Origin of the sequence: Cryobacterium sp. TMT1-66-1 (genome assembly GCF_004403435.1) — a bacterium.
Taxonomy (GTDB): Bacteria; Actinomycetota; Actinomycetes; order Actinomycetales; family Microbacteriaceae; genus Cryobacterium; species Cryobacterium flavum.
This window is the reverse complement of the sequence record NZ_SOGP01000023.1, coordinates 364,736-384,480: the sequence shown is the minus strand read 5'-3', so window position 1 is coordinate 384,480 and position 19,745 is coordinate 364,736. Positions and strand designations below refer to the sequence as shown.

The following is a 19,745-nucleotide window of genomic DNA, read 5'->3' as shown; positions in this document are numbered from 1 at the left end:
TCAGGCAACCTTTCCGTCGATGCTGGCCGTCTGCCGACTCGCGCGCGGCGTCTCGCTTGATGCCTGACCAGCGCGGGACGGCGCAGATCTGGGCCCGCGTGAAGTCGCGCTAGCCAACGGCTTTCTTGAGCAATGCCACCAGCCGATCCTGATCGGCGTTGGTCAGCTTGGTGACGGCGTAGGAGGTCGGCCAGAAATCGCCGTCGTCAAGGTGCGCGTCTGGCTGAAAGCCGATGGTGGCGTAGCGCACCTTGAATTTCGCGGCGCTCTGAAAGAACACCACCACCTTGCCATCGCCATCGGCGTAGGCCGGCATGCCGTACCAGGTCTTCCCGGCCAGATTCGTGTGGCTCGTAACCAGCGTGTGCAGGGTCTCGGCCAACTCCTTGTCTGTGCCGGTCAAGTCGGCGATTGCAGCGAGGCAGGCTGCCGCCAGGTCGGCACCGGCCTTGGCGGCCTTCTCCTCGGCCACAGCCGCCCGCATGGCTGCCTTTTCCTCTTTGCTGAAGATGGTGCTCATGGTCTGTTCCTTTCCAGGGGCCGATCTACGCCATTTAGTGTAGGCGGCGTCTCGGACATCCCTTTTATGCGGTTGAGTGAAGAAACACGAGCGTGCGGTGCAGCAACAGCGCGGCGGCCTCCGCGTCATACGACGGCAGCGAACTGTCGGCGAAATAGTGCTGGTCTCCGGGGTAGAGAAATAGTTCCGCCGCGGTCGATCAGGTCGCCGAAGCCGACCTGCTCGGCGTAGCCAACGCCCTCGTCTATGGTTTCAAAGGTACGGCCATCGAACAGGTCGGGTGTGTGAACGACATGCCCGGCCCTGCGCAGTTCGTCGGCGAAGAGGGATGTTTCCGTGTCGAGCGGTGCTCGAGGACGCATCCGCGCATTCAGCCGGGCTCCAGCCCCATGAGATGGTGCAGCTCGGCCGTGAGGCCTTCTGCTCTGCCCGCCCCCGAGCCAAACGGAGCTTCGGCCGCCGACTCGACTTCTGACCCCGCAAGCAGGTCGGGTGACCGCCACTTGGCGGCGGCGACCGGTGCCGAGCGTGAGCATCCGCTCGCCTGAATCCACCATGACGACTCTTGCTCACCTCCCCACGGTAATCTGGACCTCACCGCCATTGCACCGTGCGAGCGCGATGCCCCAACCGAGGAGTACCACATGTCTGTCGGCCTGCTTGCTGTCGTCGATGACATACTCACGGCCGCCCTCAAGGCGAGCGCGAAGACCGCGGGCGTCGTCATCGACGATGCGGCCGTCACGCCGCAGTATGTGCAGGGGCTCTCGCCGGCACGCGAACTCCATGTTGTCTGGCGCATCGCGCTGGGCAGCCTGTTCAACAAGTTCGTCATCATCATCCCGCTCGCGCTTCTCCTGTCCGCGTTCGCGCCGTGGGTTTTGCCGTTTCTGCTGATCTTCGGCGGGACCTACCTGTGCTTCGAAGGTGCGGAAAAAGTCACCGAATGGTTCGGCACCCGTCACATCGTTGACGAGACGGAATCCCGCGATGAGGGCAAGCTCATTTTCGGCGCAATCCGCACCGACCTCATCCTCAGCACCGAGATTATGCTGATCGCGCTGGCCAGCCTCGACCCCGACTTCGGCATCTGGATGACCCTCGGCGCCCTGGTGGTCATCGGTCTGGGCATGACCGCGCTCGTCTACGGTGCCGTCGCACTATTGGTCAAGATCGACGACATTGGCCTGGCTTTGATGGAGAACCCCGCCCGCCAGGTGCGACGTACCGGCGCACGCATCGTGGCATCGATGCCCACCGTGTTCCGTGTGATCGGCATCATCGGAACGGTCGCCATGCTCTGGGTCGGCGGCCACTTGGTCATCGCAAACCTCGCAGAGACGTTCTGGCACGGCCCCTACGACCTGCTCCATGTCGTCACGCACTCGGTCGAATCCGCCGGCCCGGCTGTTGTCTGGCTCACCGACACTGGCTTGTCGGCCGTGTTCGGCCTGACTCTCGGGCTCATCATCGCCGGGATCACTTTCGCACTGTCGGGTCTCCTAAAACGCAGTAAACCTCCCGTTACGACCAAGGAAGTCTCCACCCCGAATATCTAGCCTGCATCCGGACAGCACGCCACGTAGCGCCTGGACGGCAGTGCCGAGCTACCAAGGGGCAGGCGGCCGAGCGATAGGGTGAGGTAGACGATGCGGGGACGAGTGAACAATCTGGCGCTCCAGTTACGCGCGGCCGCGAAAAGAAACGATGCCCTGCGCGCGGATCTCGACCAGCAATTCGCCACCCTGATCGGTACCAACCGGGACGCACACGACGTGATGGACGCGCTGTGGTGGGCCGCGCATCCGTTACAGCCGACACCCGCCGGCGAGATCGACCCGGCTGTGCACCTGGTGGAGCTGCAGTCCAGTGTTTTCTCCCGCGCAGCAATGCCCGAGCCGACGCTCGAACGCACGGAGGCTGGATCGACCGTGCGTGCGACAGCCAGCGAGCACCGCCTGCGGCAGCTCACTGTGCACCTCGCTGCGCGCGCGGATGCCGTCGCCCAGCTGCTGGAACGGTTCGGTACCGATCTGACTGATGCGGGTGCCGCCACGATGGCGGTCACCAAGGATCTCGCGTCCGGTGTCGCCGCTCCCCCACCCGCCGACAGATCCACGAACGCGGTCACCGATGACCGGCCGCTGGCCGGCCGAGTGCGTTGGCGTTCAATCTTGCTGGCCGCAGGGGTGGCCGCTGGCGTCTTGGGCACGCTCGGTGCCCAGGCGCTGCAGCAGGGCATCATGGCCACGTTCGAGAACGGCTCTTCGGCCACTGCCGGCCCCAGCTCAGCTGAGAACACACCCGGCGTGCTGCCGAACGAAGCGGCGGTCGGCGCCATTGCCGGGCTTTTCGACCAACCGATCGACCCCTCGGCCGGTGAATTGGCCGACCTCGGACCGGCTTACAGCATGGTGCGACCCTCCGGACTCACGCCTCGAGGCTCCTACGGAATTTACCTGGCCCGGCTCGGTTCCGGCCCGTACTGCCTCGTGGTGCAACAGGTCGACCTCACCGCGACGAGTATCTGCGCGGCTGCCACCGAGATTGCCGAGAACGGCCTGCGTCTCAACGCCGTGGTTTTGGGTACCCTCGACCCCGAGGCGACCGGGCCACGCGTGCTTCTCGATCTGACGGCAACATGGTTGGCCGACGGCATGGTCATGTCTAGTACCTCGCCGCACGTGCCAACAGTGTCCGCCTACGTCGCACCGTAGTCAAGCGGCCCGCTGGCTGGCTATCGCGGTGAACCGGCACGCCGCGTCTGCGTCAGCGCATCCGCTCCGCCAAAGGGCGTGAACACGGTCATCCCCGGGAGGCGCGATACCCTCGGAATGGTCCAGCGCAACGTCGAGGGGCTTGATCGGATACAACGAACGGAGCTCTGTGGTTGAAGCGGGCAGGCGAAGCAAGCGGATCGTCGGAGTAGCACGTCACGGGCGGCTGAAACGCTCGAATCCGTACTTTATCGCCCTCAGACTGGTGGCGACCGTGCTGGCCGTTGCCGCAGTGAGCACGTCAGCGGTGGCTACGGTGGCGGTGTGGAGCTTCAGCAAGACGGTCGACGACAACGCGATCGACATCACCACGGGTGACACGGCCGCGCCCGTGCCACAGCTCGAAAGCTACGAAAACGGTTTCAACATTCTGCTGGTCGGCATCGACAACGATGCAACGCAAAGCGCGGCGTACGGTGAACGTGACGGCACTCTCAACGATGTGAACATTCTCGTGCACGTGTCTGCCGACCACAGCAACGCGGTCGTTGTGAGCATCCCCCGCGATCTCATCGTGGCGCACCCCGCCTGCACGGATGCCGCGAGCGGCACCGAGTTTTCGGCGATGGCCGCACGGCCCGTCAACGAGGCGATGTCTCGTGGCGGACTCCCCTGCGTGGTCAAAACCGTGTCCGAGTTGACCGGGCTGACCATCCCCTACGCCGGGCTGATCTCGTTCGACGGGGTCGTGCAGATGAGCGACGCCGTCGGCGGCGTTCCCATCTGCCTGAATGCAGCCATCAACGACCCCGCTGCGGGACTGGACCTGCCCTCGGGCACCAGCATCGTCGCCGGAGACACCGCGCTCGCGTTCCTGCGCAGCCGCAAGGGCGTCGGCGACCGCAGCGATCTGGCACGAATCTCCTCGCAGCAAATCTACATGGCCTCACTCATGCGCACCGTGCAGGGCAACGGAACCCTGACCAGCATCCCCACCCTGGTCAGACTAGCCAATGCTGCAGCCACCAACATTCAGTTGTCGACCTCGTTGGCCGACATCGACACGATGGTATCGATGGCCCTGGCACTCAAGGACATCGATCTGGACCGACTGCTGTTCGTGCAATATCCCGGCACCACCGAGGATCCCGATTTTCCGGGCAAGGTCGTTCCGGTGGAATCCGTGGCCGCTGAGATGTTCACCAAACTCGCAGCCGATCAGCCCTTCACTCTCCCGGGAACGACCTCCACTCCGGAACCGACAGCGGATTCCGCAGTGCCGGTCGAAACGTCAACGCCGGAACCGGGCGAAACCGCCGTCCCTGCACCAGTACCGACCGTTCAGCCGCTGGACGGTCTCACCGGCCAAACGGCGCAGGACGACTCGTGTGCCGAAGCGGCCATCAGGTGATGGCAGTCTGTCGATCGTCCGGAGCCGACACTGCGCGGCCACGCACACGTCTCGAGCCTTGCTGAAACCGAACCACGTCGCATCCGCAGAGAAATACAGCGCCAGCGACGTCAGCGCGACGCTGCTCGCCTCCCCCGGCGGCGTGGTCCTTTTGTTCAGGGCCGGGCTGATCGTGCTCGCGATCAGCGCCTACTTCGTTTACAAGGGTGCCGCCAAGAAATTCACGGCCGACCTCACCGTGCCGAGCGGCCCGAGCCGTGATCACTCTCGGAGTCGTGGGCTACGTCGCCAAGGGGATCGTGCTGGGTGTCGTCGCCATTCTCGTCGTAGTCGCCGCGTTCTAGCCGTCGTCAACCAAGGTCAAGGCATCCACGCAGAATTCGTGCCCGCGTGACCAGCGTGGCGTCGTCGTCGATACGCTGTGAAGGAGGGGCACGGCAGTAGTCGGGTCAACGAGGAGACAATTGAACATCGACGTTGGCGTTACGCTAATTATTGGCGCATACCGAGGGCTCGGTTCAGCCGCGAGCGTCGATTCATGCTGATCGTGCTGCGTGGTAACTCTGGCTCAGGCAAGAGCACAATCGCCGAACGACTCCAATCGGAGTTGCCGGGACGGGCCGCCATTCTCAGCCAAGACCACTTCCGCCGGGTGATCTACCACGAGCGTGAACAGGACAGCCTCGCGCACGCTGATCTGCTCGAAGCTGCGGCGGCGCACTGCCTGGGTGTCGGACAGCACGTGATCCTTGATGGCATCTTCAACGCCGACCGGTACGGTCCTATGCTCGCGCGCGTCAGGCTTATGACCGAAGACGCCCGCTTCTATGCCTTCGACCTGAGTTTTGAGGAAACTGTCCTCCGACACCAAACCCGCTCAAGGGCTGTCGACTTCACCGCAGACGAGATGGCCGTCTGGTACCACGGATGGCAACCACTCAGTTTTGTACGGGAGCGCAGGCTCCCGCCTTCCGAAACAGTCAGTGACATCGTCAACCGAGTTCTCGAAGACCGCTAGATGACAATAGGGCCGCCGCGGAATCCGCTTCCGCGTTTTGGTAGCGTTCGAGGATGATCCGACAATTTCGCCAGGTCGACGTGTTCGGCGACGGTCCCTGCACCGGAAACCGTTCGCTGGCCATTCAACGCTCGGCACCGCCCGGGCCTGGCTGGACGCTGGCGGCGTGCCTGCAACTCCGGGCGTTGTGGTTCAGGAATGCAACGCAGGGTTGGTTCCCGTTCGCATCGAGAAAGAACAACTTGCGTTCGCAGCGCCGCCACTGCTGAGCTCGGGTGCGGTCGATCCTGAGATGGTCACAGCGCTGATCGACATTCTCGGAATCCGGCTGGAGCAGGTCATCGAAGAAAGCCATCGGCACCGTGTTCCAAAGCGCCAGCTGGCAACGCTGCCGTGTCCATCAAATGCGAAATATTCTCTCGATCGTCCCGCGCGCCAGCCAGGAAATGGTCGCCAGCGTCATCCGCACCATCTTCGCCCAGCCGGACGCCAAGCACGTTCAGGCCCAGTTCGACGAGGTCACCCGCATGCTCGAACACTCCCACCCCAGGGTCGCCCAGATGCTCCACGACGCCCGCGCAACCGTCGACGCCAGCATCCTCACAGGGGTGATTCCCGTTCCCGAACTCACTGCGGCATAATCAGAACCACTGACCTGCACGGTGTCGAGAAACTCCACCACTCAGCGGGACGTGACCCGGCGAGGTAGTCAGCGCTTGCTGTGCCCTGCTCGTATCCAGCCCGAGCAGCGAGCGGCCGAAGCGACAGATTCATCGCGTGAACACCGAACAGGTGCTCGGAGCGCTCTTCTGGAAAGATCGTTCCGACCGTGCTGCCCTCGGCGCGGAGCTCGGCGATCTGAGTGGCGAGATGCACTCCCGAGGGCAGCGGCGTCAATGATTTGCCGCCGAACGGTGACACCACCAGCACCCGTCCGTATCCGGCGGCCAGATCAGCATTCTCGGCGTTCGATCGGTAGCCGCCGTCGATGTAGCGGATATCGTCGATTCGGTACGGAAGGCCACTGGCACAGCTGGCGGCGACGGCATCCGTCAATTCGACTCCGCAACCGGTTGCAGCTCGACGTGCCACGGTGATTTTGCGAGCGGGCCTGGTCGAGTCCGACCCCGGGCGGAGGAGAGCCCGCCACCGATCAGCGACGGGCTCTCCTCGAGTCTCTACTTCGCGAGAAACTCGAGAACGTGCCGGTTCCATTCGTCCGTGTGCGACACGGTGAGACCGTGCGGAGCACCTTCGATCAGCACGAGTTCACTGCCGGCGATGGCCTCGTGAGTACGCTTACCGCTGACCTCAAACGGCACGATCGTGTCGGAGTCGCCGTGTATTACCAGGGTCGGCACGGTGATTTTCGTCAGGTCGTCGCGAAAATCCGTGGTCGCAAACGCGGTCGTACAGTCGAGCGTGCCCTTCGGTGACGCTATTTCTGCGATATCGCGGTTGTAGGCAATCTGCTCGGAGCTGACCTTAGGCTTGTTGGCCAACGAGGGCTTACCGGCCGTGAAGAACATTTCAAGAAATTCGTGCAGAAATGCCGGCCGGTCGCCAGTCAGGCCGTCGTGGAACCACTGAGCCAGGCCGGCGTCGACACCGCCCTCGGGGTTGTCCTCCGACTTCCAGAGATACGGAGTTACTGCGCTGGCGAAGACGAGTTTCGCCACGCGGTCGGTGCCATAAGTGCCGACGTAGCGGGCGAGCTCACCGCCGCCCATCGAGAATCCGATGAGGGTGACCTCGTGCAGGTCGAGGGTGTCGAGCACGACCTTCAGGTCGGCAGCGAACGTGTCGTAGTCGTATCCGTTCCAGGGCTGGGATGACTGGCCGAACCCGCGACGGTCATAGGTGATCACCCGGTAGCCGGCGTCCACGAGTGCGGGCACCTGGCCCTCCCACGACCTGCCACTGAGTGGCCAGCCGTGAATCAGCACGACGGGCTTACCGGCGCCTGCGTCCTCGTAATGCAGTTCGACATCGGTTTCATTTGGCGCGGGAACGGTGATGAAGGGCATGGTCTCTCCTTGAAATTGGTATGGTGCCCCGAACGTAGTCGGGATAGTTGCGGGGCGTAATCCGAGTTTGCTAGGAGAAAGCTGAGTCCTGCCCGACCTGGGGGTGCACGCGAACTCCAGGGCGAAGGCGTCGCACCGCCGTTAGCTGCCTTCCTGCCCGTGATTGAGCCGCACCGAACGAATGGCCACCAAGAGCGGATGCCGCAATCGGCTCTCAGCCGGAAAGCAGCTTCACGAAATGGCTGCGCCCGAGCGTCTTCAACACACGCGCTCACGGTCGATGGGCGAAAAACGTTCGAGGGCCACTTGGCCGCCCTCGCTCAGATCGCCGGCAGCCAGCCCGACGCCGTCAACTGAGAATCACAGCGTGCGCACCGACCAGATGCCCGACCAACTCGCCGTATAGCTCGACGCGCAAGTCACCCACGGGGCTCGTCCACAACATCGTCTTGGGGCCCGTCGGTGCCTGGATCGACCTCCATGTACATGCGAATACCGGTCTCCCGCATGATCGCAAAGAGGCGCTCGATCACGATGGTGTTCTTGCCGGACTCCAAACCCCAGATGTACTTCTGGTCGGTGTCCAACCTCTCCGCGAGATCGCGCTGCGTCAGACCGCTTACGAGACGGCCCTGCTGCAGCATTCGACCGAGACCCTCTGGGCCCTTCACTTCTCCACGTGCAGCCAGGACAAACTCCTTCCGACGGTCTTATACCCTTCAGCCTGGCTGGCGGTATTATCGCCGTCAAAGCTACCGATGGCTATATGACCGTCAAGTTTTCGGCAGAGGTGATCGAACCCGATCATTGGCCGGGCTGTCGCCATGGCTCTTAACGAGAGTCCTGATCAAGGCCGAACAGAATGACGCCCCGCACCGGCTGGGGCACACGACTGCGATGGAGAGCTCATCGTCCTCGCCGGAGTGGCGTTTCCTCTCGGTTTCTTGTTCTACTTTCTCACCTCTCACCTCTAACCTCTAACCTCTAACCTCTAACCTCTGGACCTTGGTCCAGCACGTCACGTATCTTGGCGATCTCCCTGCGGTGCAGGGGGGGTATCCGCTCGTTAACCGGAGCGTGCGACACTTCATTTGTGTCCAGAAAAGTAACTCACAAGCGGAATATCAGGCCGAACGCGTGGGGAGTGGGCCAAGCAATAGCCTCGGAAGGCCGCATGGTTGAACCTCGCGTGCGTAAGAGCGCCTGGGAGGTCTTCTGGGTATTTTTGAGAATGGGATTAACATCCTTCGGGGGCCCGGTGGCACATCTCGCATATTTCCGTGAGGAGTTGGTCCAACGCCGCAGATGGCTTAGCGATAGCGATTACTCAGATCTCGTCGCGCTCGGGCAGTTCCTCCCAGGCCCTGCGTCGAGCCAGGTCGGATTCGGTCTGGGCCTGTACCGAGCAGGGCCGCTGGGGGCTATCGCCGCGTTCCTCGCTTTCACTCTCCCCTCTGCCATCCTGATGGTGGCTTTTGGCTACGGTGCGAGCTTATTTCACAGCGAGATTGGTTCCGGGATCATCCTTGGACTCACGATCGTCGCCGTAGCGATTGTCGCTCAGGCTGTCTGGGGAATGGCACGTACCATTACCCCCGATCCTGCTCGCGCTTCCATCGCAGTGATTGCTGTTCTCAGCGCGCTTCTGCTCGCGGGACCAATGGGTCAGATCATCGCTCTTGTGGCGGGCGCGTGTGCTGGCCTGATCTGGTGCCGTGCTGGCTCCGGCACCGTGACTGAAATGATCCGATTCCCGGTCTCCCGTGCCGCCGGATGGGTTTGCCTGTCGCTCTTCGCAATCTTGCTGGTCGCGTTACCGGTTGCGGCTACCGCGACCGAATGGGAGACGATTGAAGTGTTCGACGCGTTCTACCGGGCCGGGGCGCTGGTGTTTGGCGGCGGTCACGTCGTTTTGCCGTTGTTGCAAGCCGGAGTCCTGGATCCGGGATGGGTTTCTCCGGATCAATTTCTCACCGGATACAGCGCGGCGCAGGCGCTACCCGGCCCCTTGTTCACATTCGCTGCGTATCTCGGCACCGTCTCAAACGTGGGCCCGGGCGGTACCGCAGGTGCCACTCTCGCCTTAATTGGTGTGTTCCTGCCAGGATTACTTGTCTTCATCGGGGTATTACCGTTCTGGAATGCGTTTCGATTGCGAGCGTGGGCGCAAGCGCTCATGCGCGGCGCGAACGCTGCAGTTGTCGGTATCCTCGCCGCAGCCTTGTATGACCCAGTTTTTACAAATTCGATCACGGGTCCTGCCCCATTCGTCCTGGCTCTCTTGTGTTTCGTGCTGCTCATCGCGTGGCGCATACCGGCTTGGGCTGTCGTAGGCGTCGGTGCTGTCGGCGGGATAGTGCTTACTCTTCTGCCCGAAGAAATGCTTTAAACAGATAGCGATCCCGGCTCCAACGACGTTAGCGCCCCCCTCTTTGAATGAGATTCGACACGGGGATGACTGTCTCATTCCCGCTATGACGCGGCGCGATGCCGCCGCGGTCTACTCCAACACTCGGCTTGGCTTGTGCGGCTTGAAGTTTCTTGTAACTATCTCGCGAAACAATATGGTCAATTCCGCAACCTTAAATCTCGCGTTTGATGGTCAGGTATATCTCGGCCAAAGCCGCCATGTGCATGAACGCCATACCGCGCATTCGGGTCTACGGAAGACGTGACAACCAGGGCGGGCTCCGAGTCGTTCGGGTCTCATCTGTGGCTTGGACCGTCGATCCCATCCGGCCAACGCCACTGTCCTGACAGCGGATACTGTGCAATAATCTGCGTATAAATGCAGATAAGAAGATGTGTACGCTTGATTCTGATGGAGAGTACGTCGAGCTGGCCGTGGAAGTCTTTGCGATGCTCGCCGATGCCACACGTATCCGCATCATTCTTGCCCTCCGCGACACGGAGTTGTCGGTCAACGAGCTCGCCGAGACAGTCAACAAGTCTCAAGCGGCCGTATCCCAGCACCTCGCGAAGCTGCGGCTGGGGCGTATCGTGGCGACCCGCCGCGAGGGCACGCGGGTGTTCTACCGTCTGGCCAATGAGCATGCCCGCCAGCTCGTCGCGGATGCGATTTTCCAGGCTGAACATGCCGTCGAGGGCACACCGGCGCACCACCGGCTTCCGCTTGAGACGTCGGCTGCGGCCCACGATGCGGGCGCTCATGCTTGAGGTTCTGCGCAACCGAACGTATCGCCGGTTGTTCAGCGCGCAGATCGTGGCGTTGGTCGGCACCGAACTGCTCACCGTAGCTTTGGGCCTGCTCGCCTTCGACCTGGCCGGCGGCGACGCCGGCATCGTGCTCGGCATCGCACTGACCATCAAAATGGTCGCCTATGTCGGAATCGCGCCAGTGATCTCCGCCCTGACGGCGCACGTGCCGCGCAAGACTCTGCTGGTGTCAGCGAATGTGCTGCGCGCGATCGTCGCGCTCTGTCTGCCGTTCGTCACTGAGGCCTGGCAGATTTATGTGCTCATCTTCGTGCTGCAGGCCGCCTCGGCCACGTTCACCCCGGCATTTCAGGCCCTCATCCCGGCCGTACTTCCGAAAGAGAGCGACTACACCCGGGCGCTGTCGTTGTCTCGTTTGGCCTACGACCTCGAATCCCTCCTGAGCCCGATTCTGGCCGCCGCTCTGTTGACCGTGATCAGCTACCACTCCCTGTTCGTGGGAACTGTCGTAGGCTTCGTCGGCTCCGCCCTGCTTGTGCTCACAGCAACCCTGCCGGCACACCATGTCTCCCCTCCGACACCGTTCTGGGAGCGCCTCACCCGCGGCGCACGCGTTTTCTGGCGCACACCGCAATTGCGCGCTCTGCTCGCTATGAACATGGTCGTCGCGACGTCGACCGGCATGGTCATTGTCAACACCGTCGTGCTTGTGCAAAGCCACTTCGGCCGCGCTCAGTCCGACTTCGCTATCGCCCTGGCCTGCTACGGATTCGGGTCCATGCTCGTCGCGCTCGCGCTGCCCCGGGTACTCGAGCGCTTCGCCGACCGAACCGTCATGCTGCTCGGCTGCTCTGTATTACCAGTGGGGCTTCTGGCCCTCGCCGGCTTTGTTTCTTTGCCAACAACCACCTTGACCTGGTCTGGTCTTCTCCTGATCTGGTTCGTGCTCGGCGCCGCGACCGCGCTCATTCTGACTCCGTCGGCACGACTGTTGCGCCGCTCGTCCGACGAAACGAATCGACCGGCCGTCTTTGCTGCACAGTTCTCGCTCTCTCACGCCTGCTTCATCGTCACCTACCCTCTCGCCGGGATCCTCGGCGCCCTGCTCGGATTGGCACCCCACTGCAGCGGTACTCGCCGGCATCGGAATAGTCGCAGGCATCATCGCGCTTCGTGCGTGGACAGCTCAGGCAACAACCTCATCACCGATGGATGCGCCAATCGCGGTCTGAGAGAAGGGCGCGCTGCGTGTCGTGCTGCCCGCGGAAGGGGGTGTCCGGATCCGTGGCAGTGCTTTGGTAAAACTGGCATTCAGGATTCGCTGCTCACGGTGGGGTACTCTGCGAAGGAAGACATTGGCAGTTCAGTCGTGGACTGAGTGCAGAGAAGTAGGTGAAATGACGCTGAAGCGTGCGGTAGGACGGCTGTTTGCACCCGTCTCTGTGTCGCCTTTCATCTCGTTGCTTGCCTTGGCCGCGCTGCTTTTTGCGGTTTTTGCCATTCATTCCGAGGCGACCGGGCATTCCATGCACACGCCGGCCACCGCGTCATCAAATGTTGCTGCTTCATCGGCTACTACTGAGCAATCTTCAGTGATGGGAATGACTGCTGTCATGGCCGCTCCCGTCGTCGCGGCTATCACGTCCGGAAACCTGAACGGAATGCTTGATTGCGCTCTGCTGGCAATGACGTGCGTCCTGCTACTGACCCTCGTCGTGATGGTTTTCCTGACTCGGCTTCCGGCCACGTATCGGCGCCTGCTCGATGCCGGCGGCCACATCTTGAAATCCTGGCGCACCAGCGCTCTGCCGGCTCAGCGCCCCAGCCTCACCCGTCTCTCCATCTGTCGCGTTTAAACCGAGAGGTAGTTCCGAGCCAGCACATGGCCTCGGAACTACGCCGTGCCCACGGCCACTCGATGTCTACAACTTATCGACGAATGGATGAACGATGCTCAAACCACGAACTTTTCTGTATGCGGCTGTGGCACTCGCGGCCACACTGACTCTCAGCTCCTGTGCCGGTGGCAGTCCCGCCCCCGATTCAGTAAGCCCCTCGGCCAGCCAAACCACAGCGGCCTTCAATTCAGCGGACGTAACCTTCGCGCAGATGATGATCCCCCATCACGAGCAGGCCGTTCAAATGAGCGATGACCTCCTCGCCAAGGACGGTATCGACCAAAGCGTCACCGATCTCGCAACCGAGATCAAGGCTGCCCAGGAACCCGAGATCACGCAGCTGAAAGACTGGTTGACGGCGTGGGGCGAGGATGACAGCAGCATGTCGGGCATGGACGGCATGTCCGGCATGGGTGGCGGCTCCGACGGGATGATGTCTGACGACGACATGATGGCCCTGCAGGACGCCTCGGGAATCCAGGCCGCCACCCTGTTCCTCGAACAGATGACGGTGCACCATGAGGGCGCTGTCGCGATGGCGCAGCTCGAAGTCGATGATGGTGAGAATGCGGACGCCCAGGCCATGGCCGCCAACATTGTCAAGTCGCAGACGGCTGAAATTGCCGTCATGGCCGAGCTCCTCGCGTCGCTCTAAAGCGACACGTTCGGGGCGCGCTCTTCTTTGGAAGAGAGCGCCCGTGGAGCCAAGCCTTCGTTTCCCGAATGACCCGCAAGGACATAAGTATGCATCACCGTCACACTCCCCCTCTGGTTCACCTCGCTAGCGCGGTGATCCGTGGATAGCACCGGTCACGTCGCCACGGCGCCCCACATCTCCGGCGCCACTCCACCCATGGCGCGACGCGATCTGCGCGCCATGGAAGCCATGCTGCGGACGGGCCGATCCGGCCCATCGGAAGCTGCCCGACCCGCGAAGGTTGTTCCTCGACAGATCCCGCTTCGCCAACGTGCTGCGGCCGGCAGCGCCATGGCGATGATCGCACTCTTCGCGATCAGCACGTCCCTGCCCGCGCTCGTGGTCAAGACGAACACGCCACAGGCCGCCGCAGCCAGCAGCGCCGCCCCGACGGACGATCTGCAAAGCGTCAGCGCCGCTGGGGCAGCATCCGTTCTCATCGAACGCGACGGATACACCATCACGGAAGCGCCCGAACCGGCCTCGTACACCGACCTCGCCAGCAATGGGGAGTGGGCGAGCCTGAGCCCGGGCCAGATCAGCGATGAAGGCTGGGCCTTGCCGGTTTTGGGCCGGATATCGAGCCCGTTCGGTTCTCGCCCGAACAAGCCCGTTGATGGTGTCGGCGACTTCCACAACGGAACCGACATAGCGGCACCCTGCGGCCAGCCCGTCTTCGCGGCTACAGGAGGCAAAGTTGTCACCTCGGGCTACCAGGGCTCCTACGGCAACTGGATTCTCATCGACCACGGCAACGGTGTCGAGACGGGATATGCCCACAACAGTCAGCTTCTCGTGGACTCCGGTCAGCTGGTTGTGGCCGGTGAGATCATCGCGATCGTGGGATCAACCGGTGCATCCAGCGGCTGCCACGTACATTTTGAAACACGCGTCGACGGTGAACGCATCGATGCGGAACCATTCATGAACGCTCGGGGGGTCTCTCTTGGCTAAGCACAGGACTTTCACGAGGGTCGCAGTTGTCGCGGTGACGGTATTGTCGTTACTCGGAATCGCCGGGCCTGCCCAAGCGGTTGAGTATCCGAGCTGGTCTGATGTGGAAAGTGCTCGATCGTCCGAAGCCAGCAAACAAGCGCAGGTCACGGAGTTAACCGTGCTGATCTCGGGTCTCACGACCGAAGTGGATGCCGCCCGTGCGGAAGCAGATCGGCGCGCGACCGACTATGAAGCCGCCCAGAGCGCGTTCGACGGGGCAACCTTGAGGGCGACCAACTTGCAGAATCAAGCCGATGAGGCCTCGGCCGCTGCCGTCGTCTCCGGAGAGCAGGCCGGCCGACTGGCGGCGATGCTCGCTCGCACGGGGAACAGCGATCTGTCGCTGTCCCTGTTCGTGGATGGGTCCAGCGCCAGCGATCTCCTGAATCAACTTGGCTCGATGAGCAAGCTGACGGAGCGAATGAGTCTGGTCTATGATTCCGCGGCGGCCGACCGAAATTCTGCCCGATCACTTACCGATCAGGCCCAGATCGCCCAGCAAGCGCTGGGCGTGCTGGCCGAGACGGCCCAGACCGCGCTGGCTGAGGCGATGGCCTCGAGCATTCGCGTTGAGACGGCGCTGGCCGACCAGCAAGAAGTAGCCGGAACCCTGCAGGCTCAGCTTGCAGTGCTGACGGAGGATCGAGCCGCGACAGAGGCCGACTATACCGCGGGCGAAGTAATTCGCCGAGCGGCCGAAGCTGCTGCCGCCAAAGCGCGAGCTGAACAGGTTGCTGCCGCGGCCGCAGCCGCAGCAGCGAGCAGGCCTGCGGTCGGTGGCAGCACACCCAACGGACAGGGCTGGACCTTGCCCGTGTCGGGATGGATCAGCTCGGCATACGGAGCTCGCCCCAACAAACCGGTAGCCGGGGTCGGTGCGTTCCACTATGGAACCGATATCGCCGCAGGCTGCGGGAGCAACGTTTATGCCGCATCCGCTGGAACGGTCGTCTACGCTGGCTGGCTCGGCTCCTACGGCAATTGGGTTCTCATCGACCACGGTGACGGCACCCAAACCGGCTACGCACACAACAGTTCCCTCTTGGTCAGCGCCGGACAGCAGGTTTCCACCGGCGCCACCATTGCGCTCGTGGGCACGACAGGTGCGTCCTCGGGCTGCCACGTGCATTTTGAAACACGAGTCAATGGTGCCCGCGTCAATCCGCAAACTTTCATGAGCGATCGGGGAGTCACCCTTGGTTAGATTGCCCCGTTCTCCACGCCGGTTCCTCGCCCTAACCCTGCTGCTCGTTGGCCTGGTTGCCATCACCGGTTGTTCGGCCAGCGCTTCGAACTCGGCAGCGGGGTCGCTCGTCACCGCTCCGGTTCCGAACGCCTTCGAGCACGTGCACGGCCTCGGAGCCGATCCACTGACAGGAGAGACCTATGCGGCCACGCACCACGGGGTATGGCTCGTCCCAACCGGAGTTCTTGCGGATAGCTATCTGGCGGGGGCGCCCCGACCCGATACGACGCAACCGATTCAGATAGCCGGTCTGGCGCAAGACACGATGGGCTTTACCGTCGCTGGGCCCGGCCAGTTGCTGGCGTCTGGTCATCCCGATCCAACCAAACCGAGCGACTTGGCGCTTCCGAATTTGGGACTCATTTCCAGCACCGATGGCGCGAAGTCCTGGACGGCGCTCTCACTGGCGGGCGAAACAGATTTTCACGATCTAGATGCCGTCGCTCTCGAAGACGGCACCCTGCGCATCTACGGCTACGACGCGGGTGCCGGGGCGATCGCTGTCAGCGACGATTCCGGCCTCACCTGGTCCTCTGGAGCGGTCCTCGCGCTGCGCGACCTGGCTGCGGATCCGTCCCCGGCCGATCGACTCTACGCGACAACAGCAGACGGTCTCATGATGAGCACCGATGCAGGCCGAACGTTCGCCCTAATGGTCGGCGCGCCGGCGCTCCTCCTCGTGGATGTTGTCGAAACCGACACCGACACCCAATTGGTCGGTATCGATCCGAACGGTGCGGTTTGGCGGCAGACCGCCGATACGTGGACACAAACCGGCACCACCGGCCGCACACCCGAAGCGTTCACCGTCGTCGGCGGCCCCTCCCCCTGGCTCCTCGTCGCGGATGCCGCCGGCATCGCCGCCAGCGACGATGGCGGTGTCACGTGGACCTCGCTAATTTCACTGGCTGACTGACACCCACCATCGGCCGACACCGGCCATACGACCAACCTCCACCTCGTCGACTGAAGGAAACTTGATGTCACATCCTCGACCACGAGGACGCCGGAATGATGATGGGCACTATTCAGGCCCTGTGATCGCGTCTGTGTCAGCCCGTTCGGGACGGGACACCTCTCAGGTGTACACATGCGAGTGGCCGGAGCGCAGGTGCGCCCCGGCCATCCTGTGGTGAGAAGGCTTAGTCCTGTGTGCCGTCTTCGACGGCGACACCGTTGATGTCGTCGCTCGTGTTCTCGGCACCCATTTCAGTACCGGACTCGGTGCCTGCGTCGTCGGCGGTTTCGCCGTCATTGGTGCCGTCTTCGACCTCGTTTTGCACGTTGTCGGTATCGGTCGACGTGGCGGCGGGTTCCACCGTCGAAGTGGATGATGAGGGGCCGGCCGGAGTGGCCTGGGCTCCGGCGGTGAGGGTGATACCGCCGACGACGGCCAGCGCGACGGCCAGTGCTGCTCCGCTGATAACTTTCGTCTTGTTCTGCATGGTGTGTGCCTTTCGAGAGGTCGCTCCGCGACTGCGGAGCCATACTTCCAAGCTAGAGAGGGGCATGTGAGATGAACGTGAGAGCCCGTACGACGGTGCCCGATTAGGGGCGGAGTGGGAGGTTCACCGTAACGGTCGTGCCGACGCCGACCTGCGAGGTAAGCGTGATGCGCCCGTCGTGCGCGTGGATGATCTGCTGCACCAGGCTGAGTCCGACGCCGTGCCCGGGCCGTGATCGCGCCTGGTCGGAGCGCCAGAACCTGTCGAAGGCGTGCTTCAGGTCGTCGTTGTCCATGCCTATGCCGGTGTCACGAATGGTGACAGTGCAGATGCTGTTGTGGATGTCCGTGCTCACTGTGACGATTCCGGGCGGCGTGGTGAATTTCAGCGCGTTGTCGATGACGTTGGCGATCGCTCGAGCGAGCAGGGCCGGGGATCCCAAAACAACCGTGGCTTGCCCCAGCTTAACGTATAGCCGGTGGGCATCCTCGGGGTTGCTGGAGCGCGCGTCGATGTCGAGGCGGACAAGGTCGTTCAGGTCGACGAGTTCGTACGTCCTCTTCAGTTCGGCTCCCGCGCCGCGCGATATCAGCAGGAGGTCGTTCGTGAGCTCGGTAAGTCCGCCGACGGCATCGAGGGCGGTCTGTATGGCCCGCTCATATTCGGCCGGGGTGCGGGGGGTGAGGAGGGCGAGTTCGAGTTCGCCCTGAATGACGCTCAGCGGGCTGCGCATCTCGTGGGAGGCACCGTCGACGAAGCGTTGCTGCAGATCGTAGCTTTTCTGCAGCGGTGTCAGGGCCGCGCGGGCCATGAGAAAACTCGCGATCGGGATCAACACCAACAGAATGGCGTAGAGCACGATGAGTCCGGTGCGGAGGTTGGCGAAGCCCTGCTCGGCCGCGTTCAGGGCGCCGGCACCGTCAGATTCGGTGGCGTCGATGTCGAAGGTTCCGGTGACGAAGATGTAGATGCCGACCGCGAATGCGGCGAACAACACCAGCTGCACAACCGTGTAGGTCACGGTGAGTCGAACCAACGCGCGGCGAAACATCAACTGTCCGCGTTGATCAGGTAACCGGCGCCACGCCGGGTCTCGATGATCTCTGTCTCCCCCGGCAGGGTGAGTTTTTGCCTCAGGTAGCGGATGTACGTTTGCACGACGTTGCTGAACCCCTCATAGTTACTGTCCCAGGCGTGGTCGATCAGTTCGGTGGCGCTGATGATGGTGCCGGCGTTGCGCATGAGATATTCCAGCACAGCGAATTCTTTCGCCGTCAACTCTATGGTGCGCCCTGCGCGGTGGGCGGTGCGGGTAGCCGGGTCGAGAGCGACGCCCTGCGCCTGCAGCACGGGTGCGTGTGCCCGCGGTGATCGTCGAAGGAGGGCCCGTACCCGGGCCAGCAGCTCGACCAGGTGGAACGGTTTGACAAGGTAGTCGTCGGCGCCGGCGTCGAGGCCCTCCACCTTGGTGCGCATCGAATCCAGGGCGGTCAGCATCAGCACGGGCACGTTGCTATTGATTAATCGGATGCGTCGGCACACGTCCATCCCTCCACGCGGCAGTCCCGGGAGCATCAGGTCCAGAACGACCAGATCATAGGTGTCGATTTCGAACGCCTGGACGCCGTCGGGCGCAGTGTGAGCAACGTCGACGGCGTAGCCGGATTCGGTGAGGGTGCGCCGAATGACGTCCGCGATGCGGACGTCATCCTCGACCACGAGCACCTTCATCCGCCGCCCGGTCCAACCGATTTGCGACCTGGCGGGCAACGGGTGATGGTCATAGCCTCGACCCTAGCCCGTGGCCGATGAGACCAAGATGAGAAGCGGCGTGCCTCACGGCGTTCACTGCGGCGTTCCGCTGATGGTCACACCCGAGCATTCTGGCGGCGTGAAACGATGGCACGGATGACGACGGGAACCACGGAGAGCACCACGATTCCGATCAGCACGAGGTCGATGTAGCGTGCGGCGAATTCGGCGACGCCCGGGATATGGGCCAGCCCGAAGCCCAGGAGCACAACCCCGGTCGTCCAGAGCACGGCGCCGATGACGTTGAATATCGTGAACACCCGTCGCGGCATTTTGCCCACGCCCGCCGCGACGGGGGCAAAGGTACGCACGACCGGCACGAAGCGGGCGATGGTGACGGCCGCCGGTCCGAACCGATCGAAGAAGCCCTGCGTTCGGGTGACGCTCGACCGGCTGAACAGGCCGGAGTCGCGCCGGTCGAAAATGCGGCGGCCCGTCGTGCGCCCGATGAGGTAGCCGAGCTGGTCGCCCAGCGCGGCTGAGACGGCGATGGCCGGGATGACGATCCAGAGCGGCTGGCTGATCACCCCGCTGAGGGTGAGCACGCCGGTGAAGAACAGGAGGGTATCGCCGGGCAGGAAGAACCCCACAAGCAAGCCTGTCTCCACGAACACGATCGCGCACACGACGACGAGGCCCCAGACGCCGGCCCCTGCGATCACCGCCTGCGGATCCAGAAAACCAGAAGTAGGGAGTGCGGTGACGGTCATAGTGTTCATGCTGCAAGTCCTTTCTCTGAGTTGACTGACGACGAGCCGGGCATCCGCTGCTGCGCGAGGTG

24 protein-coding genes and 1 pseudogene are annotated in these 19,745 nt (G+C 62.9%); 15 read left to right on the top strand and 10 right to left on the bottom strand.

Features of this window, described 5'->3' with window-relative positions:
• Nucleotides 1–109 precede the first annotated feature (109 nt).
• From E3T29_RS18175 to E3T29_RS18170, 3 genes are all read right to left on the bottom strand, one after another.
• On the bottom strand, nt 110–520 hold the full coding sequence (locus E3T29_RS18175; protein ID WP_134346882.1) for a hypothetical protein: 411 nt from the start codon (nt 518–520) through the stop codon (nt 110–112).
• 64 nt (nt 521–584) lie between these two features.
• Entirely contained in the window at nt 585–659 is a 75-nt protein-coding gene (locus E3T29_RS20405) for a hypothetical protein (RefSeq protein WP_241987905.1), read from the bottom strand.
• Nucleotides 646–882: a hypothetical protein gene (locus E3T29_RS18170; RefSeq protein WP_241987892.1), complete on the bottom strand. Its 237-nt coding sequence runs from the start codon at nt 880–882 to the stop codon at nt 646–648. Before E3T29_RS18170 ends, E3T29_RS20405 begins: the two co-directional genes overlap by 14 nt.
• 282 nt (nt 883–1,164) lie before the next feature.
• Here E3T29_RS18170 and E3T29_RS18165 point away from each other — a divergent pair, with 282 nt between their 5' ends.
• The 7 genes and pseudogenes from E3T29_RS18165 to E3T29_RS18135 all read left to right on the top strand — a co-directional run.
• Nucleotides 1,165–2,079, top strand: coding sequence for a DUF808 domain-containing protein (locus E3T29_RS18165; RefSeq protein ID WP_134346881.1), 915 nt, complete (start codon nt 1,165–1,167; stop codon nt 2,077–2,079).
• A gap of 102 nt (nt 2,080–2,181) precedes the next feature.
• Nucleotides 2,182–3,237 carry a hypothetical protein gene (locus E3T29_RS18160; RefSeq protein ID WP_134346880.1) on the top strand — a complete coding sequence of 352 codons (1,056 nt, stop codon included), beginning with the start codon at nt 2,182–2,184 and terminating at the stop codon, nt 3,235–3,237.
• A 274-nt stretch (nt 3,238–3,511) separates the two neighbouring features.
• Nucleotides 3,512–4,648, top strand: a complete 1,137-nt coding sequence (locus E3T29_RS18155) for an LCP family protein (protein WP_241987891.1) — start codon at nt 3,512–3,514, stop codon at nt 4,646–4,648.
• A 58-nt stretch (nt 4,649–4,706) separates the two neighbouring features.
• Nucleotides 4,707–5,042 carry a DUF1206 domain-containing protein gene (locus E3T29_RS18150; RefSeq protein WP_134346878.1) on the top strand — a complete coding sequence of 112 codons (336 nt, stop codon included), beginning with the start codon at nt 4,707–4,709 and terminating at the stop codon, nt 5,040–5,042.
• Between the two features lie 144 nt (nt 5,043–5,186).
• On the top strand, nt 5,187–5,666 hold the full coding sequence (locus E3T29_RS18145) for an AAA family ATPase (RefSeq protein ID WP_134346877.1): 480 nt from the start codon (nt 5,187–5,189) through the stop codon (nt 5,664–5,666).
• Nucleotides 5,667–5,719: 53 nt separating this feature from the next.
• Nucleotides 5,720–5,935, top strand: coding sequence for a hypothetical protein (locus E3T29_RS20795; protein ID WP_370449196.1), 216 nt, complete (start codon nt 5,720–5,722; stop codon nt 5,933–5,935).
• 108 nt (nt 5,936–6,043) lie between these two features.
• Nucleotides 6,044–6,244 (top strand): annotated as a pseudogene (locus E3T29_RS18135) (transposase); the annotation flags it as partial.
• Nucleotides 6,245–6,293: 49 nt separating this feature from the next.
• Here E3T29_RS18135 and E3T29_RS18130 read toward each other — a convergent pair.
• From E3T29_RS18130 to E3T29_RS18120, 3 genes are all read right to left on the bottom strand, one after another.
• Nucleotides 6,294–6,758 carry a hypothetical protein gene (locus E3T29_RS18130; RefSeq protein WP_134346875.1) on the bottom strand — a complete coding sequence of 155 codons (465 nt, stop codon included), beginning with the start codon at nt 6,756–6,758 and terminating at the stop codon, nt 6,294–6,296.
• 86 nt (nt 6,759–6,844) lie between these two features.
• Nucleotides 6,845–7,693 (bottom strand): alpha/beta fold hydrolase, encoded by an 849-nt coding sequence (locus tag E3T29_RS18125; protein WP_134346874.1) that lies wholly within the window; start codon nt 7,691–7,693, stop codon nt 6,845–6,847.
• A gap of 419 nt (nt 7,694–8,112) precedes the next feature.
• Nucleotides 8,113–8,364 (bottom strand): helix-turn-helix domain-containing protein, encoded by a 252-nt coding sequence (locus E3T29_RS18120; protein WP_241987890.1) that lies wholly within the window; start codon nt 8,362–8,364, stop codon nt 8,113–8,115.
• Nucleotides 8,365–8,867: 503 nt separating this feature from the next.
• Between E3T29_RS18120 and chrA the strand changes: the two genes are divergently transcribed.
• From chrA to E3T29_RS18080, 8 genes are all read left to right on the top strand, one after another.
• Nucleotides 8,868–10,082, top strand: a complete 1,215-nt coding sequence (gene chrA / locus E3T29_RS18115) for a chromate efflux transporter (RefSeq protein WP_134346872.1) — start codon at nt 8,868–8,870, stop codon at nt 10,080–10,082.
• Between the two features lie 395 nt (nt 10,083–10,477).
• Complete coding sequence (locus tag E3T29_RS18110) at nt 10,478–10,870, top strand: metalloregulator ArsR/SmtB family transcription factor (RefSeq protein WP_304997051.1); 393 nt, start codon at nt 10,478–10,480, stop codon at nt 10,868–10,870.
• A complete protein-coding gene (locus E3T29_RS18105; RefSeq protein WP_134346870.1) occupies nt 10,863–12,248 on the top strand; it encodes an MFS transporter in 1,386 nt (461 codons plus the stop codon). The genes E3T29_RS18110 and E3T29_RS18105 overlap by 8 nt, the downstream gene beginning before the upstream one ends.
• A 19-nt stretch (nt 12,249–12,267) precedes the next feature.
• The gene (locus tag E3T29_RS18100) at nt 12,268–12,726 is read left to right on the top strand and encodes a hypothetical protein (protein ID WP_134346869.1); all 459 of its coding nucleotides are present in this window, start codon (nt 12,268–12,270) and stop codon (nt 12,724–12,726) included.
• Between the two features lie 94 nt (nt 12,727–12,820).
• Nucleotides 12,821–13,423 (top strand): DUF305 domain-containing protein, encoded by a 603-nt coding sequence (locus tag E3T29_RS18095; protein ID WP_134346868.1) that lies wholly within the window; start codon nt 12,821–12,823, stop codon nt 13,421–13,423.
• A 198-nt stretch (nt 13,424–13,621) separates the two neighbouring features.
• Entirely contained in the window at nt 13,622–14,419 is a 798-nt protein-coding gene (locus E3T29_RS18090) for a M23 family metallopeptidase (protein ID WP_134346867.1), read from the top strand.
• 160 nt (nt 14,420–14,579) lie between these two features.
• Nucleotides 14,580–15,665: a M23 family metallopeptidase gene (locus E3T29_RS18085; RefSeq protein ID WP_134346866.1), complete on the top strand. Its 1,086-nt coding sequence runs from the start codon at nt 14,580–14,582 to the stop codon at nt 15,663–15,665.
• A 1-nt stretch (nt 15,666) separates the two neighbouring features.
• Nucleotides 15,667–16,623: a F510_1955 family glycosylhydrolase gene (locus E3T29_RS18080; protein ID WP_166792461.1), complete on the top strand. Its 957-nt coding sequence runs from the start codon at nt 15,667–15,669 to the stop codon at nt 16,621–16,623.
• Between the two features lie 226 nt (nt 16,624–16,849).
• Here the strand turns inward: E3T29_RS18080 and E3T29_RS18075 are convergent, their stop codons facing one another.
• The 4 genes from E3T29_RS18075 to E3T29_RS18060 all read right to left on the bottom strand — a co-directional run bounded on the left by E3T29_RS18075 (nt 16,850) and on the right by E3T29_RS18060 (nt 19,683).
• Complete coding sequence (locus E3T29_RS18075) at nt 16,850–17,152, bottom strand: hypothetical protein (protein WP_134346864.1); 303 nt, start codon at nt 17,150–17,152, stop codon at nt 16,850–16,852.
• Between the two features lie 103 nt (nt 17,153–17,255).
• The gene (locus E3T29_RS18070; protein ID WP_166792460.1) at nt 17,256–18,173 is read right to left on the bottom strand and encodes a cell wall metabolism sensor histidine kinase WalK; all 918 of its coding nucleotides are present in this window, start codon (nt 18,171–18,173) and stop codon (nt 17,256–17,258) included.
• A 29-nt stretch (nt 18,174–18,202) separates the two neighbouring features.
• A complete protein-coding gene (locus E3T29_RS18065; RefSeq protein WP_241987889.1) occupies nt 18,203–18,922 on the bottom strand; it encodes a response regulator transcription factor in 720 nt (239 codons plus the stop codon).
• A gap of 98 nt (nt 18,923–19,020) precedes the next feature.
• A complete protein-coding gene (locus E3T29_RS18060; protein ID WP_198417788.1) occupies nt 19,021–19,683 on the bottom strand; it encodes a DedA family protein in 663 nt (220 codons plus the stop codon).
• Nucleotides 19,684–19,745: the final 62 nt, after the last annotated feature.

Coding starts and splice junctions, on each gene's coding strand:
- E3T29_RS18095 (WP_134346868.1), top strand. CDS start 12,821: ATGCTCAAACCACGAACTTTTCTGTATGCGGCTGTGGCACTCGCGGCC.
- E3T29_RS18075 (WP_134346864.1), bottom strand. CDS start 17,152: ATGCAGAACAAGACGAAAGTTATCAGCGGAGCAGCACTGGCCGTCGCG.
- E3T29_RS18100 (WP_134346869.1), top strand. CDS start 12,268: ATGACGCTGAAGCGTGCGGTAGGACGGCTGTTTGCACCCGTCTCTGTG.
- E3T29_RS18105 (WP_134346870.1), top strand. CDS start 10,863: ATGCTTGAGGTTCTGCGCAACCGAACGTATCGCCGGTTGTTCAGCGCG.
- E3T29_RS18145 (WP_134346877.1), top strand. CDS start 5,187: ATGCTGATCGTGCTGCGTGGTAACTCTGGCTCAGGCAAGAGCACAATC.
- chrA (WP_134346872.1), top strand. CDS start 8,868: ATGGTTGAACCTCGCGTGCGTAAGAGCGCCTGGGAGGTCTTCTGGGTA.
- E3T29_RS20795 (WP_370449196.1), top strand. CDS start 5,720: ATGATCCGACAATTTCGCCAGGTCGACGTGTTCGGCGACGGTCCCTGC.
- E3T29_RS18125 (WP_134346874.1), bottom strand. CDS start 7,693: ATGCCCTTCATCACCGTTCCCGCGCCAAATGAAACCGATGTCGAACTG.
- E3T29_RS18060 (WP_198417788.1), bottom strand. CDS start 19,683: ATGAACACTATGACCGTCACCGCACTCCCTACTTCTGGTTTTCTGGAT.
- E3T29_RS18090 (WP_134346867.1), top strand. CDS start 13,622: ATGGCGCGACGCGATCTGCGCGCCATGGAAGCCATGCTGCGGACGGGC.
- E3T29_RS18175 (WP_134346882.1), bottom strand. CDS start 520: ATGAGCACCATCTTCAGCAAAGAGGAAAAGGCAGCCATGCGGGCGGCT.
- E3T29_RS18165 (WP_134346881.1), top strand. CDS start 1,165: ATGTCTGTCGGCCTGCTTGCTGTCGTCGATGACATACTCACGGCCGCC.
- E3T29_RS18170 (WP_241987892.1), bottom strand. CDS start 882: ATGCGTCCTCGAGCACCGCTCGACACGGAAACATCCCTCTTCGCCGAC.